Origin of the sequence: Qipengyuania sp. NPDC077410 (assembly GCF_044543405.1) — a bacterium.
In the GTDB taxonomy this organism is placed as follows: domain Bacteria; phylum Pseudomonadota; class Alphaproteobacteria; order Sphingomonadales; family Sphingomonadaceae; genus Qipengyuania; species Qipengyuania pacifica.
On sequence record NZ_JBITWB010000004.1, the window covers coordinates 281007 to 295636 of the forward strand.

General features: G+C 61.6%; 13 protein-coding genes, 1 tRNA gene and 1 other RNA gene. 13 read left to right on the forward strand and 2 right to left on the reverse strand.

Going from position 1 to position 14630, the window contains the following annotated elements; translation table 11 throughout:
• The first annotated feature begins 16 nt into the window (after positions 1 to 16).
• From hrpB to ACIGGE_RS16910, 10 genes are all read left to right on the forward strand, one after another.
• Positions 17 to 2455, forward strand: a complete 2439-nt coding sequence (gene hrpB / locus ACIGGE_RS16865; protein WP_397491190.1) for an ATP-dependent helicase HrpB — start codon at positions 17 to 19, stop codon at positions 2453 to 2455.
• Positions 2456 to 2471: 16 nt separating this feature from the next.
• Positions 2472 to 2750, forward strand: a complete 279-nt coding sequence (locus ACIGGE_RS16870; RefSeq protein ID WP_103025283.1) for an ETC complex I subunit — start codon at positions 2472 to 2474, stop codon at positions 2748 to 2750.
• A gap of 8 nt (positions 2751 to 2758) precedes the next feature.
• Complete coding sequence (bla, locus tag ACIGGE_RS16875) at positions 2759 to 3661, forward strand: class A beta-lactamase (protein WP_397491191.1); 903 nt, start codon at positions 2759 to 2761, stop codon at positions 3659 to 3661.
• A 30-nt stretch (positions 3662 to 3691) separates the two neighbouring features.
• Positions 3692 to 3786, forward strand: an RNA gene (ffs, locus tag ACIGGE_RS16880) — signal recognition particle sRNA small type.
• A 61-nt stretch (positions 3787 to 3847) separates the two neighbouring features.
• On the forward strand, positions 3848 to 5644 hold the full coding sequence (locus tag ACIGGE_RS16885; RefSeq protein WP_397491192.1) for a DNA polymerase III subunit gamma/tau: 1797 nt from the start codon (positions 3848 to 3850) through the stop codon (positions 5642 to 5644).
• Entirely contained in the window at positions 5641 to 5976 is a 336-nt protein-coding gene (locus tag ACIGGE_RS16890; RefSeq protein ID WP_103025286.1) for a YbaB/EbfC family nucleoid-associated protein, read from the forward strand. Before ACIGGE_RS16885 ends, ACIGGE_RS16890 begins: the two co-directional genes overlap by 4 nt.
• 114 nt (positions 5977 to 6090) lie before the next feature.
• The gene (locus ACIGGE_RS16895; protein ID WP_397491193.1) at positions 6091 to 6603 is read left to right on the forward strand and encodes a spore coat U domain-containing protein; all 513 of its coding nucleotides are present in this window, start codon (positions 6091 to 6093) and stop codon (positions 6601 to 6603) included.
• Between the two features lie 103 nt (positions 6604 to 6706).
• Complete coding sequence (locus ACIGGE_RS16900; protein ID WP_158246690.1) at positions 6707 to 7192, forward strand: spore coat U domain-containing protein; 486 nt, start codon at positions 6707 to 6709, stop codon at positions 7190 to 7192.
• A 197-nt stretch (positions 7193 to 7389) separates the two neighbouring features.
• Positions 7390 to 9777, forward strand: a complete 2388-nt coding sequence (gene lon, locus ACIGGE_RS16905) for an endopeptidase La (RefSeq protein WP_397491194.1) — start codon at positions 7390 to 7392, stop codon at positions 9775 to 9777.
• A 251-nt stretch (positions 9778 to 10028) separates the two neighbouring features.
• The gene (locus tag ACIGGE_RS16910; RefSeq protein WP_103025290.1) at positions 10029 to 10301 is read left to right on the forward strand and encodes an HU family DNA-binding protein; all 273 of its coding nucleotides are present in this window, start codon (positions 10029 to 10031) and stop codon (positions 10299 to 10301) included.
• A 109-nt stretch (positions 10302 to 10410) separates the two neighbouring features.
• On the opposite strand, the gene rlmB is transcribed toward ACIGGE_RS16910, so the two are convergent.
• A complete protein-coding gene (gene rlmB, locus ACIGGE_RS16915) occupies positions 10411 to 11199 on the reverse strand; it encodes a 23S rRNA (guanosine(2251)-2'-O)-methyltransferase RlmB (protein ID WP_103025291.1) in 789 nt (262 codons plus the stop codon).
• 141 nt (positions 11200 to 11340) lie between these two features.
• On the opposite strand from rlmB, the gene ACIGGE_RS16920 reads away from it, so the two are divergent.
• Positions 11341 to 11426, forward strand: a tRNA-Tyr gene (locus ACIGGE_RS16920).
• Positions 11427 to 11632: 206 nt separating this feature from the next.
• Positions 11633 to 12856, forward strand: a complete 1224-nt coding sequence (locus tag ACIGGE_RS16925; RefSeq protein WP_397491195.1) for a tyrosine-type recombinase/integrase — start codon at positions 11633 to 11635, stop codon at positions 12854 to 12856.
• A gap of 98 nt (positions 12857 to 12954) precedes the next feature.
• Here the strand turns inward: ACIGGE_RS16925 and ACIGGE_RS16930 are convergent, their stop codons facing one another.
• On the reverse strand, positions 12955 to 13389 hold the full coding sequence (locus tag ACIGGE_RS16930; RefSeq protein WP_397491206.1) for a MucR family transcriptional regulator: 435 nt from the start codon (positions 13387 to 13389) through the stop codon (positions 12955 to 12957).
• Positions 13390 to 13457: 68 nt separating this feature from the next.
• On the opposite strand from ACIGGE_RS16930, the gene ACIGGE_RS16935 reads away from it, so the two are divergent.
• The gene (locus ACIGGE_RS16935; protein WP_397491196.1) at positions 13458 to 14279 is read left to right on the forward strand and encodes an IS5 family transposase; all 822 of its coding nucleotides are present in this window, start codon (positions 13458 to 13460) and stop codon (positions 14277 to 14279) included.
• Positions 14280 to 14630: the final 351 nt, after the last annotated feature.

Below are 14630 nucleotides of genomic sequence, written 5' to 3' on the forward strand. Positions count from 1 at the left end.
GTGATAGGGCGCTCTCGTGAATAACGATCTGCCCATTCGTGCCGTCCTGCCCGAACTGCTCGGCGCGCTTCGTCAGGGCAGCGGGGCTGTGCTCGTCGCCCCTCCGGGTGCGGGCAAGACTACGGCGGTCGCTCCTGCACTGCTGAACGAAGACTGGTGCACCGGCACCGTCATTCTCACCTCGCCGCGGCGCGTGGCGGCACGGGCCGCCGCGGAACGCATGGCGGAAACGCTGGGCGAAAAGCCGGGGGAAACCATCGGCTATTTGACCCGGCTCGACAGCAAACGCTCGGCCAGGACCCGCGTATTGGTGGTGACCGAAGCGATCTTCGTGAACACCATTCTCTCCGATCCCGAACTGGCGGGAATATCCGCCGTCCTCTTCGACGAAGCGCATGAGCGTCACCTCGACAGCGATCTCGGCCTTGCGCTCGCGCTCGAAAGCCGCGCCGTCCTGCGCGACGATCTGCGCGTTCTGGTCATGTCGGCCACCATCGACGGCGCGCGGTTCGCACAGCTTCTGGGGGCCGATACGCAGGTGATCGAAAGCGCGGGCCGGGCGCACCCCTTGCAGATCAGATGGTTCGGATCGTCGCCGCAGCTCCCGGTGGAAGATGCCATGGCGCAGGCCGTCGCTTCCGCCTGGCGGGAAGAGCAGGGCGATATCCTCGCCTTCCTGCCCGGCGTACGGGAAATCGAACGGGTGCGCGAACGTCTGGAAGCGCGTCTGCCTTCTGCGCTTGTCCTTCCGCTTCATGGGCAGGTCGATCCCGCGGGGCAGCGTGCTGCCATCAGGCGCGATGCCGAAGGGCGCCGCCGCATCGTTCTTGCCACCGCCATTGCCGAAACCTCGCTGACACTCGACGGCGTATCCGTCGTGGTCGATGCCGGCCTGTCCCGCCGGGCCGAATTCGACCGCGCGGCAGGCACAACGCATCTGGTTACCCACCGCGCCAGCCAGGCCGCGGCGGCCCAGCGCGCCGGGCGCGCGGCGCGGCAGGGGCCGGGCATCGCCTATCGCCTGTGGGAAGAGGCAGGTCATGGCGGGCGGCCGCCCTACGATCCGCCCGAAATGCTCACCGCCGATCTTGCTCCGCTGGTGCTGGCGCTGGCCCAATGGGGCAGCGGCGACCCGCTTGAACTCGGCTGGCTCGATCCGCCGCCTGCTGCCTCCATCAGCGCGGCCCGGCAGACACTGGTGGCGCTCGGCGCGCTCGATGCAGATGGCCGGATTACCGAACGCGGCTCTCGTCTCGCGCAGCTTCCGCTCGACCCGCAAGGGGCCGCGACCATTCTTTTCGGCGCGGAACATGGAGCGGAAACGCAAGCGGCGCGGATCGCCCTGCTGCTTCAGGAACGCGGTCTCGGCGGCCAGGGAGAAGACCTCGAAGCGCGCCTCTCGCGCTGGAACGGCGATCGCGGCGCCTGGGCAGAGGCCAGCCGCAAGCTCGCGGCCCGGTGGGCAAAGCAGGCGCGCGGTCTGGCACAGGCGCCGCCCGATGGCGAGAGTGGGCACCGCCCGCCGCCCGGCATCCTGCTTGCCGCGGGACGGCCGGAATTCATCGCCAGACGGCGCGATGCCAGCGGTGAAAACTGGATTACCGCCGGGGGCAGGGGCTTCGTGCTCGATCTGGCATCCCCACTCGCCCGTGGGCAATTTCTGGTCGTGGGCGATGCGCAGGGGCAGGCGAAAGGCGCGCGGATCACCTCGGCCATCGCGCTGGAAGAAGCCGATCTGGAACGCTGGCTGCCGGACAGGATCGAACGCAGACATGTGCTGCGCTGGACGGGCGAGCGGGTGGAGGCGCTGCTTGAGCGCAGACTTGGCGCGATCACGCTGGCGCGCGGACCGGACCCGGCACCCAATGGGCAGGCCATTGTGGACATGCTTGTGGAAAAAGCTCTGGAAAACCCGGCAAAGATCCTCCCGGCAGAACTGCTCGCCCGGGCCGGTCATGCGGGCGTCGCCGGGCTGGAGCGCGACGGCCTGGCTGAAAATGCTCCGCTCTGGCTCGCACCATTGCTGCAGGGGCGGCGCGATCTGGATCTACCCAAAGGTAAACTGGTCGATGCCTTGCTCGGCCAGCTCGACTGGGACAGCCGCCAGCGGCTGGACCGGCTGGCACCGCGCGAATTTACCTCTCCTGCGGGCACTACGCACCGCATCGACTATACGGGCGACGATGCACCGAGCGTCGAGGTGCGTGTGCAGGCCCTCTTCGGACTGGAGAGCCACCCCATGGTCGGCGCAACGCCGCTGCTCCTGAAGCTCACCAGCCCCGCCGGTCGGCCGATCCAGTCCACCCGCGACCTGCCGAATTTCTGGCGTGGAAGCTGGGCCGATGTGCGCAAGGACATGAAAGGGCGGTACCCCAAGCACCGCTGGCCGGAGGAACCATGGGCGGAAAAGCCCAGTTTGAAGACCAAGAACGCCTTTTCACGCTCCGAAGGTTGAATTACAGGGTTAGTCCATGACCGCGAGAATCTACCAGCGACCGAAGAACGCCATGCAATCGGGCCGGGCCCGCACCGATGAATGGGTGCTCGAATTCGAGCAGTCCGAAGCGCGTCGGGCGGATCCGCTGATGGGGTGGACCGGCAGCAGCGACACGCAGGCACAGGTGCAGCTTACTTTCCCGAGCAAGGACGAAGCGAAAGCCTATGCCGGGAAATACGGCATCGCCGCGCGCGTTCACGCTACGCCGCCCAAAAGTCTCAAGCTTCAGGCCTACGCCGACAATTTTCGCTGACTTGGCGGGTGAGGGCTCTTTTCCTCCCCCTGCTGCTTGCAACGGCAGCCTGCAGCGTCAATCCCCAGGGTTCGCCTGAACAGGGCAACCCCGGAACATCTGCCGCGCAGCAGGATCTTGCAGCGCGGATCTCCGAAATCGAAACGGCTTCCGGCGGGCGGCTGGGCCTTGCCTTGCATTCGCCGGACAAGGGCCTCGTTTACGCCTATCGCGGTGACGAACGTTTCGCCATGTGCTCGACCTTCAAGCTCGCCCTTGCGGCGCTGACGCTGGATACGCCGGGCCTGCGCGAGAAGCGCCTCCACTTCGGGGCAGGGGACATTCTCAGCTATGCTCCCTACGCAAAAGAGCGCGCATCATCCGGCTGGATGAGCGGGCTGGAAGCGGCGCATCACGCCGTCACCCTCAGCGACAATACGGCGGCCAATCTGCTTCTGGCAGAGGTAGGCGGGCCGGACGGATTTACCCGCTGGCTGCGCTCCATGGGGGACGAAACGACCCGCCTCGACCGGAACGAGCCAGCGCTCAATGAAAATGCGCCGGGCGATCCGCGCGATACCACAACGCCCACAGCGCATGCGGACCTCGTCGGCGCGCTTTTGTGGGGCGACCGGCTCGCGCCGGCCGACCGCGCCCTCCTGGAGGAATGGCTCGTGGAAACGACGACGGGGATGAACCGTCTTCGCGCCGGCCTGCCCGGTGAATGGCGCGCCGGAGACAAGACCGGCACCTGCGGGACCGGCGCTCAGGGCGAAGTGAACGATATCGCGATGTTCGAAACGCCCGATGGCTCGCGCTACATCCTCGCGGCTTATCTCGACCGCGCGGATGGCTCCGCATCCGATGCCGAAGCCCGTCTGGCAGAGGCGGCCCGCGCAATTGCCGACTGGCTGCAGCAGATGGGAGCTTGAAACTCCTCTGACATCCGGCCATATGGCGCGCCGGGAGTCGGTCGGACGTTTGCGTTCGCTCACCGGGTCAGATCCGGAAGGAAGCAGCCCAGGTGGATTGCGGCGGGTCGGCCGGCTCCTTTTTCACCCACATTTCGTGACTGTGATGGCATGACATTCCTGCCGTCAGTCCCTACCTGTTCCAACATGGGTGATTCACCGGACAATCCAGATGGCCTTCCTTGGGAGAGCGAAGCGGACGCTCCCGACGCGCCGAGCGCTGCCGAACTCGAGGAAGCCGGACAGGAAGCCATGTTCGGCGCCGAACAGACGCCTGCGGCGGCCGATCATACGTATGATCCACATGCCTCCACTGTTCGGCAGCCGGCTCAGCCCTACCGCGTTCTGGCCCGCAAATACCGTCCGCAGACCTTCGCCGAACTCATCGGTCAGGAAGCGATGGTGCGGACGCTGGCCAACGCAATCGCCCGCGATCGGCTCGCTCACGCCTTTCTGATGACCGGCGTTCGCGGGGTGGGGAAGACCTCCACCGCGCGCCTTATCGCCAAGGCTCTGAACTGTATCGGGCCCGATGGAAACGGCGGTCCCACGATCAGCCCCTGCGGCGTATGCGAACCCTGCCGCGCCATCGCCGAAGGCCGCCACATCGACGTCATCGAAATGGACGCCGCCAGCCATACCGGCGTCGATGACGTGCGCGAAATCATCGAAGCGGTGCGCTACGCCGCCGTTTCGGCGCGCTACAAGATCTACATCATCGACGAAGTTCACATGCTGTCCCGCAATGCTTTCAATGCGTTGCTGAAGACACTTGAGGAACCGCCTGCGCATGTGAAGTTCCTCTTCGCCACGACCGAGGTCGAAAAGCTGCCGGTCACGGTGCTTAGCCGGACCCAGCGTTTCGACTTGCGCCGCATTCCGGTCGAACTGCTCGAAAGCCACTTCGCCGACATCTGCGCCAAGGAAGGCGTCGAAGCCGATGCGGAGGCTTTGCACATCGTGGCCAACGCCGCCGAAGGGTCGGTTCGCGATGGTCTCTCGATCCTCGACCAGGCCATTGCCCACGCCGATCTCGACACCGAAGGCAAGGTAACTGCCGCCCGCGTGCGCGATATGCTCGGCCTTGCCGACAAGGGCGCACAGCGCCGTCTTTTCGGGCACATTCTCGAAGGCCAGGGCCGCGAGCTGCTGGCCGCGATCGACGAGCAATATGCCCTCGGCGTCGAACCGCTCGCCCTCATGCGAGCCCAGATGGACCTCGCCCACCGGATCACCGTGGCGCAGGTTTCGGGCACCGAACCCGAAGGCGTCAGTCCCGATGAGCGCGAACAATTGGCGGGCTGGGCTGCACGGCTCCCGGCGGGTCAGTTGCATCGCCTCTGGCAGTTGCTGCTCAAGGGCCATGATGAAATTCGCTTGGCGCCCGACCCCCTCATTGCTCTGCGCATGGCGCTTCTGCGCACGCTCCATGCAGGCCAGATGCCCGATCCGGGGAAGCTGGCGAAAAAGATCGAGACACTGGCTGAAGCTGGCCCCGTCAGGCAAGCTGCGAATGAGGGAAGTGCGGTTGCAGAAGCGCCGCAGGCGTCGCTGGATTGGCAGGAACTGGTCGATGCGATCGATGCATCCGGGCTGATGCAGGAAGCCAGCATCATGCGCCTGCAGGTGCGCGTAGTGGAACTGGCAGACGGCGTCCTCCGCTTCGGCAGAGATGCGAAATTCTCGGATGATGTCATCCCGGTGCTGAAAGAAGCGCTACACCGCCACACCGGGAAGCGCTGGACCGTGGAAGAGGTTGCCGGGGGAGCCGGGGCTCCTTCGCTCGTCGAAGTACAAGTCAGCGAGCGCGATGCCGCAGCAGCCGCGACGCGCAACCACCCGCTGGTCAAAGCGGCCTTCGACGCTTTCCCGCAGGCAGAACTGATCGACGATGGCGGCGCAGCTCCCCAGCGCCGCGAAATACCCTGGAGTAGAAACGCATGAACATGGAAGAAATGCTCGCGCAGGCCCAGAAGGCTGCTGAAACGATCCAGAAGCAGATGGGCGATGCCCAGGCCAAGCTTGACGATATCGAGGTCGAAGGCGCGGCCGGTGGCGGTCTCGTCAAAGTCCGCGCCACGGCGCGTGGTCGCATTCTCGGCGTCTCGATCGACGATAGCCTGATGAAGCCGGAAGAAAAGCAGATGGTCGAAGATCTCGTGACAGCCGCTTTCAACGATGCCCGCGACCGCGCCGATCGCGTATCTGCCGAAGAAATGGACAAGATTCAGCAGGGTGTTGGCTTGCCGGCAGGCTTCAAACTGCCGGGCATGTAATCCCGGCTTTGCCCACCAAAGCGGCGTTTATGCCTAATTTTGTGGTAACGGCCGCTTAGGTATTTTTCAAAAGGTGTCGCCTAATCTTCCCGGACGAATCGACGGGAAGACGGCGTGGGCAAAACGGGGATCAGGACTACTTGTTCGGCACTGGCCGGCGCGTGCGCGCTCGCCGGTCTTTCCTCGCCCGCGGCGGCTGCGCCCAATGGATCGCAGATGCAGGTCGGCGCGCAGGTCGAGGGGCGCTGCTCCGTGTCGACGACGGATATGGCATTCGGGGTTCTCGATACGAAGAATGTGACCCGCGTCGACACGAACGCCACCGTTTCGGTGTCCTGCGCGGGCCTGCTCACGTTCTTTCGCCTGACCATGGACTGGGGGCAGAATGCGTCGGGCGAGCAGAGGCGGATCAAAAACGCTTCCAACGACTACCTTCCTTACGAAGTCTATCGGAATAACAACCGTACGCAGCGCTGGGGTCAGCGAAACAGCGAGAGCCGCACCGGGGTGATACTGCTCGGTATCGGCAATGAGGACTTCGAAGCTTATGGACGTTTGTCCGGCATCACCCCCTCCACGCCAAAGGGCCGGTATACCGATCAGCTTACGGTCACTATCACGTTCTAGGCGCGGGCGTGAGGTGCTGCGACACGGCGGAGCGCCTTCCGAATTAACCGATATTTAGCCGAGTTGTCCTAGAGACGTCCTCTCGATTTCCAGAGGGGTACTGGTGGTTTCTTTTCGTTCCGGATCGTTGCTGTGGGCGCTCGGCGCCGTCTGCCTTCCGGCGGTCGCTCATGCGCAGGCAACGCTTACCCCGACTGTCGAAGTGATCGATGGCTGCACGGTTCTTACCGCGGAAATGGCTTTCGATATCAGCGCAGGCGCCGGGGCAGGGCCGGTAGACAGCACCACGCAGATCGATATCGAATGCACCCGTCTGGCCCTGTTTCGTGTCGATATGGACCGGGGCAGCAATGCCAATGGCACCCAGCGTCGCATGCGCAACGGCTCCGGGGATTTCATTCCCTATGGCATCTTCCGCAATACCGCCCGCACGCAAACCTGGGGCAGCGGTTCGGGAAATGCTCCGCTGGGCATCGCCTGGGGGCGGGGCAGGGGCAGCATGACCGCCTATGGCCGGATCGCATCCGTACCGGCCAACCTGACTCCCGGTGTTTACGAGGATATCGTGACCGTCAGCATCACCTTCTGAGGTCCAGCCTGGATTCTGCCTCGCGCGAGGCTGGGCGATGGCAATTTCTTCTCGGCCACACGCGGTTTTGTCACTGCGACGCGGTCAGGCGCGAATCCATCTCATCCACATGACTTTGGCGCGCGACGTTGCGGAGCGCGACTGGTCTCACCATATTCCGAGCGAACGGCCTTACCGGCCCCGAATGGAATTGATTGATGACCCAGACCTTCCCCCTCCTCCCCTTGCGCGACATCGTTATATTTCCCGGAATGGTGGTGCCTCTGTTTGTCGGACGCGACAAATCGGTCGCAGCCCTCGAAGCGGCAATGGAAGGCAGCAAGGACATCTTCCTGCTCGCTCAGCTCGATCCGGGTTGCGACGACCCCGAACGAGATGACCTGTTTGACGTCGGCGTGATCGCGCAGGTTCTGCAGTTGCTGAAGCTGCCCGACGGCACCGTCCGCGTGCTGGTCCAGGGTACGTCGCGCGCAACGCTCGAACAGCTTGCACAGCGCGGTGAGCATGTCGAAGCCACAGTTTCCTCGCAGGACGAGGTAACGGCATCCGGCAGTGAAGTGACCGCCATGATGCGGCAGGTCGTCGAACAGTTTGGCGAATATGCGAAGCTCAACAAGAAACTTGGCGAAGAAGCCGCCGAGCAACTGGGTGACATCGACGATGCCAGCGAACTGGCCGATTCTATCGCCGCTGCGATTTCCGCGAAGGTTTCGGACAAGCAGGCGCTACTGGTCGAAAAGGACCCGCTCAAGCGGCTCGAAATGGTGATGTCCTACATGGAAGGCGAGCTTTCCGTGCTGCAGGTGGAACGGCGCATCCGCGGCCGTGTAAAACGGCAGATGGAGCGTACGCAGCGCGAATATTATCTCAACGAACAGCTGAAAGCGATCCAGAACGAGCTTGGCGGTGACGAAGACGGCAGCAACGAGATTGCCGAACTGACCGAAAAGATTGCCAAGACCAAACTCAGCAAGGAGGCGCGCGAAAAGGCCGAAGGCGAACTCAAAAAGCTCAAGGCCATGCAGCCGATGAGCGCCGAAGCGACCGTCATCCGAAACTACCTCGACGTCCTGCTGGGTCTGCCCTGGGGCAAGAAAAGCAAGGTAAAGAAGGACATCGGCACGGCGCAGGAAGTGCTCGATGCGGATCATTATGGGCTTGAAAAGGTCAAGGATCGTATCGTCGAATATCTCGCCGTCCAGGCCCGTACACGCAAGTTGAAGGGCCCGATCCTCTGCCTCGTCGGCCCGCCAGGTGTGGGTAAGACTTCGCTCGGCAAAAGCATTGCGAAGGCGACGGGCCGTGAGTTCGTACGTCAGTCGCTTGGCGGGGTACGCGACGAAGCCGAAATCCGGGGTCATCGCCGTACTTATATCGGCTCGCTTCCGGGCAAGATTGTGAGCAATCTGAAGAAGGCTGGCAAGATCAACCCGCTGTTCCTGCTCGACGAGATCGACAAGCTGGGCCAGGATTTCCGCGGCGATCCGGCATCGGCCCTTCTCGAAGTGCTGGATCCGGAACAGAACAACAAGTTCCAGGACCACTATCTCGAGCTCGATCTCGACTTGTCGGACATTATGTTCGTCACCACTGCGAACAGTCTCAATCTGCCGCAACCGCTGCTCGACCGTATGGAGATCATCCGGCTCGAAGGGTATACGGAAGACGAAAAGGTCGAGATCGCCAAGCGTCACCTGTTGCCCAAACAGATCGGCGAACACGGCCTGAAAAAGGGCGAGTTCGAACTGACCGAAGATGGGCTGCGTGATCTGATCCGGTATTATACGCGTGAAGCGGGTGTCCGGACGCTCGAGCGGGAACTTGCCCGACTGGCCCGCAAATCGCTGCGCAAGATTCTCGAGAAGCAGGTTGAGAGCGTCACGATCACGCCTGAAAACCTGAGTGAGTTCGCCGGCGTGCGCAAGTTCAAGCACGGCATGGGCGAGGAAGAGCCGCAGGTCGGTGCGGTCACTGGACTGGCATGGACCGAAGTGGGCGGCGAATTGCTGACCATCGAAAGCGTCACTACGCCGGGGAAGGGCGACATCAAAACGACCGGCAAGCTCGGCGAAGTGATGAACGAAAGCGTTGCCGCCGCCTTCAGCTTCGTGAAGGCGCGTGCGCCGCATTATGGTATCAAGCCGAGCCTGTTCCATCGCCGTAACATCCATATTCACTTGCCAGAAGGCGCTGTTCCCAAGGACGGGCCCAGCGCGGGTGTCGGTATGGTGACATCGATCGTCTCGACGCTTTCGGGTATTCCTGTCCGTCCAGATGTCGCGATGACGGGCGAGGTTACGCTGCGTGGGCGTGTACTGGCGATCGGCGGGCTGAAGGAAAAGCTGCTCGCGGCACTACGCGGCGGAATCAAGAAAGTCCTGATACCGGAAGAAAACGTGAAGGATCTCGCGGAAATCCCGGGCAATGTGAAAGATGGCCTGGAAATCGTCCCCGTTTCGCATGTCGACGAGGTGCTGGCGCATGCACTGTGCAGCGTGCCCGAGCCGATCGAGTGGACCGAAGCGGACGATCTGGCGAGCCAACCCGATCACACGCTGCGGGCGCCATCGCCGACTGCACATTAGGCCGGGCGAAACTGGACGAGCGAATCGGGAGCTTTAGCGACCTTCACGGCGCGGTAATTTCGGTGTGTGCAGTGCAGCATCGGCGGATAGCGGGTCGCTTTATCTCAATTTTCCCGTCTCCGACCCCGTAAACCGCCGATTTTGGCCGAGAATGCCTTTGACAGAGGTCCGAAAAAACTCTCAATTCGTTCGCCTTCGCCGAGGCGATTCAGCCGAATTGATTTGATGATAAAAACTAGGGGGTTTCTCTAATGAACAAGAACGACCTGATCAGCGCAGTTGCCGATTCCAGCGGTCTTTCGAAGAACGATGCGTCGAGTGCCGTCGAAGGCGTTTTCGACGCTATCACCAAGGCCCTGTCGAGCGGTGACGAAGTGCGCCTGGTCGGCTTCGGCACGTTCTCGGTCGCCAAGCGCAAGGCTTCGACCGGCCGTAACCCGCGTACGGGTGAGCCCATGACGATCAAGGCGTCCAACCAGCCCAAGTTCAAGGCTGGCAAGGGCCTGAAGGATTCCGTCAACTAACTCGGAATTTTCCGGTTCGCCCCCGCATATTGCACAACGCAGCCGGTTCGATACTCGCCGCGCTTTCCCGGTCGGAAAGCGCGGCGTTTTCGTTTTCCCTACACAGAGATCACCGCGTCGCGATGGCGTAGAGCGCGATCGCACCGGCGTTGGAAACGTTGAGGCTCTCGATCTCTTCGCCAATGGGCAGACGGGCGAGGGCATCGCAATGCGATTCGATATTCTGCCGCATTCCTTCGCCCTCGGCCCCAAGCACGATGGCTACCGGACCTGCGGGAAGAGCTTCGGCGAGCGTTGTTTCGGTGGCCCCTGTCAGCCCTATGCGCCAGTATCCTGCTTCCGCCATCTGCTCCAGCGCTCGCGCCAGGTTGACTACGCGGACCCACGGCAGGATTTCCAACGCACCCGAAGCCGCCTTGCCAATGACGCCGCCTTCGGGTGGGGCGTTGCGATCCTGCGTCACCAGGGCAGCAGCGCCGAAAGCCGCTGCCGATCGCATGATCGCGCCGACGTTATGCGGGTCGGTCACTTGATCGAGGACGACGATGGGCCGGTCGGCATCGCCGCTCAGAACTTCATCGAGATGGATATCTTCCAGCGGCGCGCATTCGAGCACCAGCCCCTGGTGCGGCGCATCCTTTGCAACAAGCCGCGCCAGATCCTGCACATCGGCATATTCCAGCGGGAAGTCTTCGGGCAGTTCACCATCAAGCGACTCGATGGCTTCGCGCGTGGCCCATAGTTTGCGATGAACCCGGTTGGGGTTCTTGAGCGCAGCTTCTACCGCATGGCGGCCCCACAGGCGAACCTGTCCACTACTCGCGCGGCCACTGCCTCGTCCGCCCTGCATTCGCCCTGCGCGGCCTCGCAAAGCCCGCTTGCGTTCACCCTTAGCCATCAAATCCGTCCTGTCTGCAACATTGGCTGCGGCCTGTGCCAGTGGGGGCATTGACAGGCAAGCGCCGCTTCGCCAAAGGGGCGCCTCTCGGCACGGGATCGCCACGCGATCTCACGATTTCTTCGATGAAATGGCCCGTGTGGACAGGTGGCCGAGTGGTTAAAGGCAGCAGACTGTAAATCTGCCCGCGCAAGCGTACGCTGGTTCGAATCCAGCCCTGTCCACCACCGGCCCTTCTTTCACCATCCATCAGCATCCCCAGAAAACCATGGAACCCCTTGGGTTTCTGCGTTATTGTGCGCGTACTTAGTCCCCACTCGGCCGCCGATATCCACCCGCATCCGAGGCCTAGTGTGGGGAAGGTGTGGGGAAAGGGCGGTCCTTCCCCACACTTGTATCTTCCGGAATGGCATGCGGGAATGTGGGGAAGGAAATGGGCAAACTCACGGCAGTTGCGGTCAAGGCGGCTTTTGAGAATCCCGGCACCTATCAGGATGGGGACGGTCTTTTTCTGAAAGTGGGAAAATCTGGTTCCGCCTCCTGGCTTCTTCGTCTTCAACAAGACGGCAAGCGACGAGACATAGGGGTTGGGAGCGCCAAACTGGTCACGCTGGCGCAAGCACGTGAGAAGGCGAACGAACTGCGTAAAGCTATAAAAGTAGATAAGCGCGATGTTCTCATGGAGCGAAAGGACGAGGCTGCCGCCAAAATTACTTTCGGCGAAGCAGCCTCTCAGTATCATGCAGACAACGAAGCGGGCTGGAAAAGTCAGACATATTCCCGGCAATGGTTGGCGAGCCTGGAAAATTACGCTTTTCCAAAGCTAGGCAATATGCCGACCGGCACCATCACTGCCGCCGACATTATCGATGTCCTCACGCCCATATGGCAGGAAATTCCCGAGACCGCCCGCCAGGTACGCAACCGAATCTGCGCGGTGCTGGACTACGCACACGCCAAGGGCTGGCGTTCGACCGAAGCGCCATCGGGCAATAGCAGTCTGAAAGCGGGGAGGGGCCTGCCCCGGCAAATCAAGAAAACCCAAAATCGTAAAGCGATGCCCTACGTCGCGATACCCGCTTTCCTGACCGCCCTGAGGCGCAAACCATCGTTTGGGCGCTTCGCTCTCGATCTTCTCATACTCACCGGCACCCGTTCGCAGGAAGTCCGTCTCGCTACATGGGACGAATTCGATCTGGATGAGCGCCTATGGACCATCCCTGCGGAACACATGAAGCGAAGCAAAGCACACGTCGTCCCTCTTTCAGATGCGGCAGTGGCTGTTCTCGCGAAGGCTGATGCGTTCAAAGTCGAAGGGGCTGAAGTCGTCTTCTCTGGCGCGACGGGCAAGGCGATGTCCGACATGACGCTTCTGAAGGTTCTGCGTGACATGCAGGAACCCTTTCACGTCCATGGCTTTCGTTCTGCCTTCACAGATTGGGCAGCGAATGCAGGCTTTCCGAACGCAGTGGTTGAAGCCGCACTTGCGCACAAAACGCCCGACGCAGTCCAGGCCGCGTATCGCCGCACCACCTATCTTGGCACAAAGGAGGATCCCGGCATGCGTGTGAAGCTAATGAATGCTTGGGGAGCATACTGCTCCGGTAGGGTGACCATAAAAGAGGCTCTCGACGCCTCCGGCCAAAGCGCGGCTTGACGACTCAACTGGCAGGCTATTCACATAGCGGATCGGGCTCGATCACAGCGCAAAAATGCTTCCAGCATCCCTCCAGAAGCAAGCCCGATTTCGGTTGGTTAGCGGGCAGTTTTCTTCCGGCGACCGCGAGGCTGTCCTGGCATGCGTCCGAGACCGATCTTCACCGCCAGTTCGCGGCGTTTCTCTGCATAAGCTGGAGCGACCATCGGGTAATCACCGGGGAGCCCCCAGCGTGCGCGGTATTGTTCGGGCGTCATATTGTGATGAGTCATGAGATGCCGCTTAAGCATCTTCATCTTCTTGCCGTCTTCGAGGCAGACAAGGTGATCGTGCTTAACTGAAGCGCGCACCGTCACTGCCGGTTCAAGGCGCTCTTCTTCAGCTGGAGCGTCATCGCCCAAACCAGACAGGGCTTTATGAACATTGGTGATGAGCAAAGGCACGTCTTCGACCTTAACATCATTATTGCTCACATGCGCCGCGACGATGTCGGACGTCAGAGCCTGACCCGAAACTAAGTTGGGTGATATCAGCGAGTTAGCTTGACGGCCAAATCCAGGGCTGATTCAGGAGTTTTGCGAAGAACTTCTGGAGATCAGTGATGTGGACCGATACCACCCGTTCGCAGTATGCGCGCAAGGGGCTGGCTTTGCCAAGCGATTTGACGGATACGGAATGGGCGCTTCTGGAGCCCTTCTTCCCCGCACCGTCCGATACTGGTCGTCCGCGCAAATGGCCGATGCGGCGCGTGGTGGAGGCGATCCTCTACCTTTTGCGTGGTGGCCTGCCGTGGAGGATGTTGCCGCCCTGCTTTCCACCAGTCTCGACAGTTCAGCGCTGGTTCTACCAGTGGCGCGATGCGGGTCTGTGGGAACTGATCAACCATTACCTGTTGCAAGACCTTCGCACTGCGCAAGGCCGGGAGGCATCGCCCAGTGCAGGAGTGATCGACAGCCAGTCTGTCAAAACCACTGAAAGCGGCGGTCCGTGCGGCTATGACGCAGGCAAGAAGATCAAGGGGCGCAAGCGCCACATCATCACCGATACCGACGGCAATCTGGTTCATGGCATGATCCACACTGCCGACATCCAGGACCGCGATGGTGCTCCGCTGGTGCTGGCCGAGATTGTTACATCCTTCCCGTGGCTACGGCATCTCTTCGCCGATGGCGGTTATGCAGGACCGAAACTGAAGCGCGGCATCGCCCGTCTCGGACAATGGACCATTGAGATCATCAAGCGATCCGACAAGGCAAAAGGCTTCGAGGTCCTGCCTCGGCGCTGGGTCGTCGAGAGAACCTTCGCCTGGCTGGGCAGAAACCGCCGCCTCGCTAAAGACTTCGAGACCACCATAGCATCAGCCCGGTGCTGGCTCTTCACCGCGGCCGTGCAGATGCTCACTCGCAGACTGGCAAGCCTATGAACTTACGCCAGATAGTTTCGAGTCAGACTCTCAGAGTAATGAGTAGCTGCGTCGCATCGTGTTCGATCTGATCCATAAGTATCGGCCCCGTGTTCGTTGTTTGAGAACCGGCGCTACCAACTGCCAAGAATTAGGTCCATTATGGATGTAAATATTCCAGGAAAACATTTTTTACGATGTGATCTATTCGCCGAGCGAATACCCTTAGGCGATCTCCGCGATTGGACGTTGCAGCGCGGGCCAGCACTAACGGTTCTGACGTGACCCCCTGATTTTCCTCCAGTCTCGATTAGAGTCCGGCCCTGACAGAAGGACGGACGAGATGAAGAGAACGAGGTTTTCAGAAGAGCA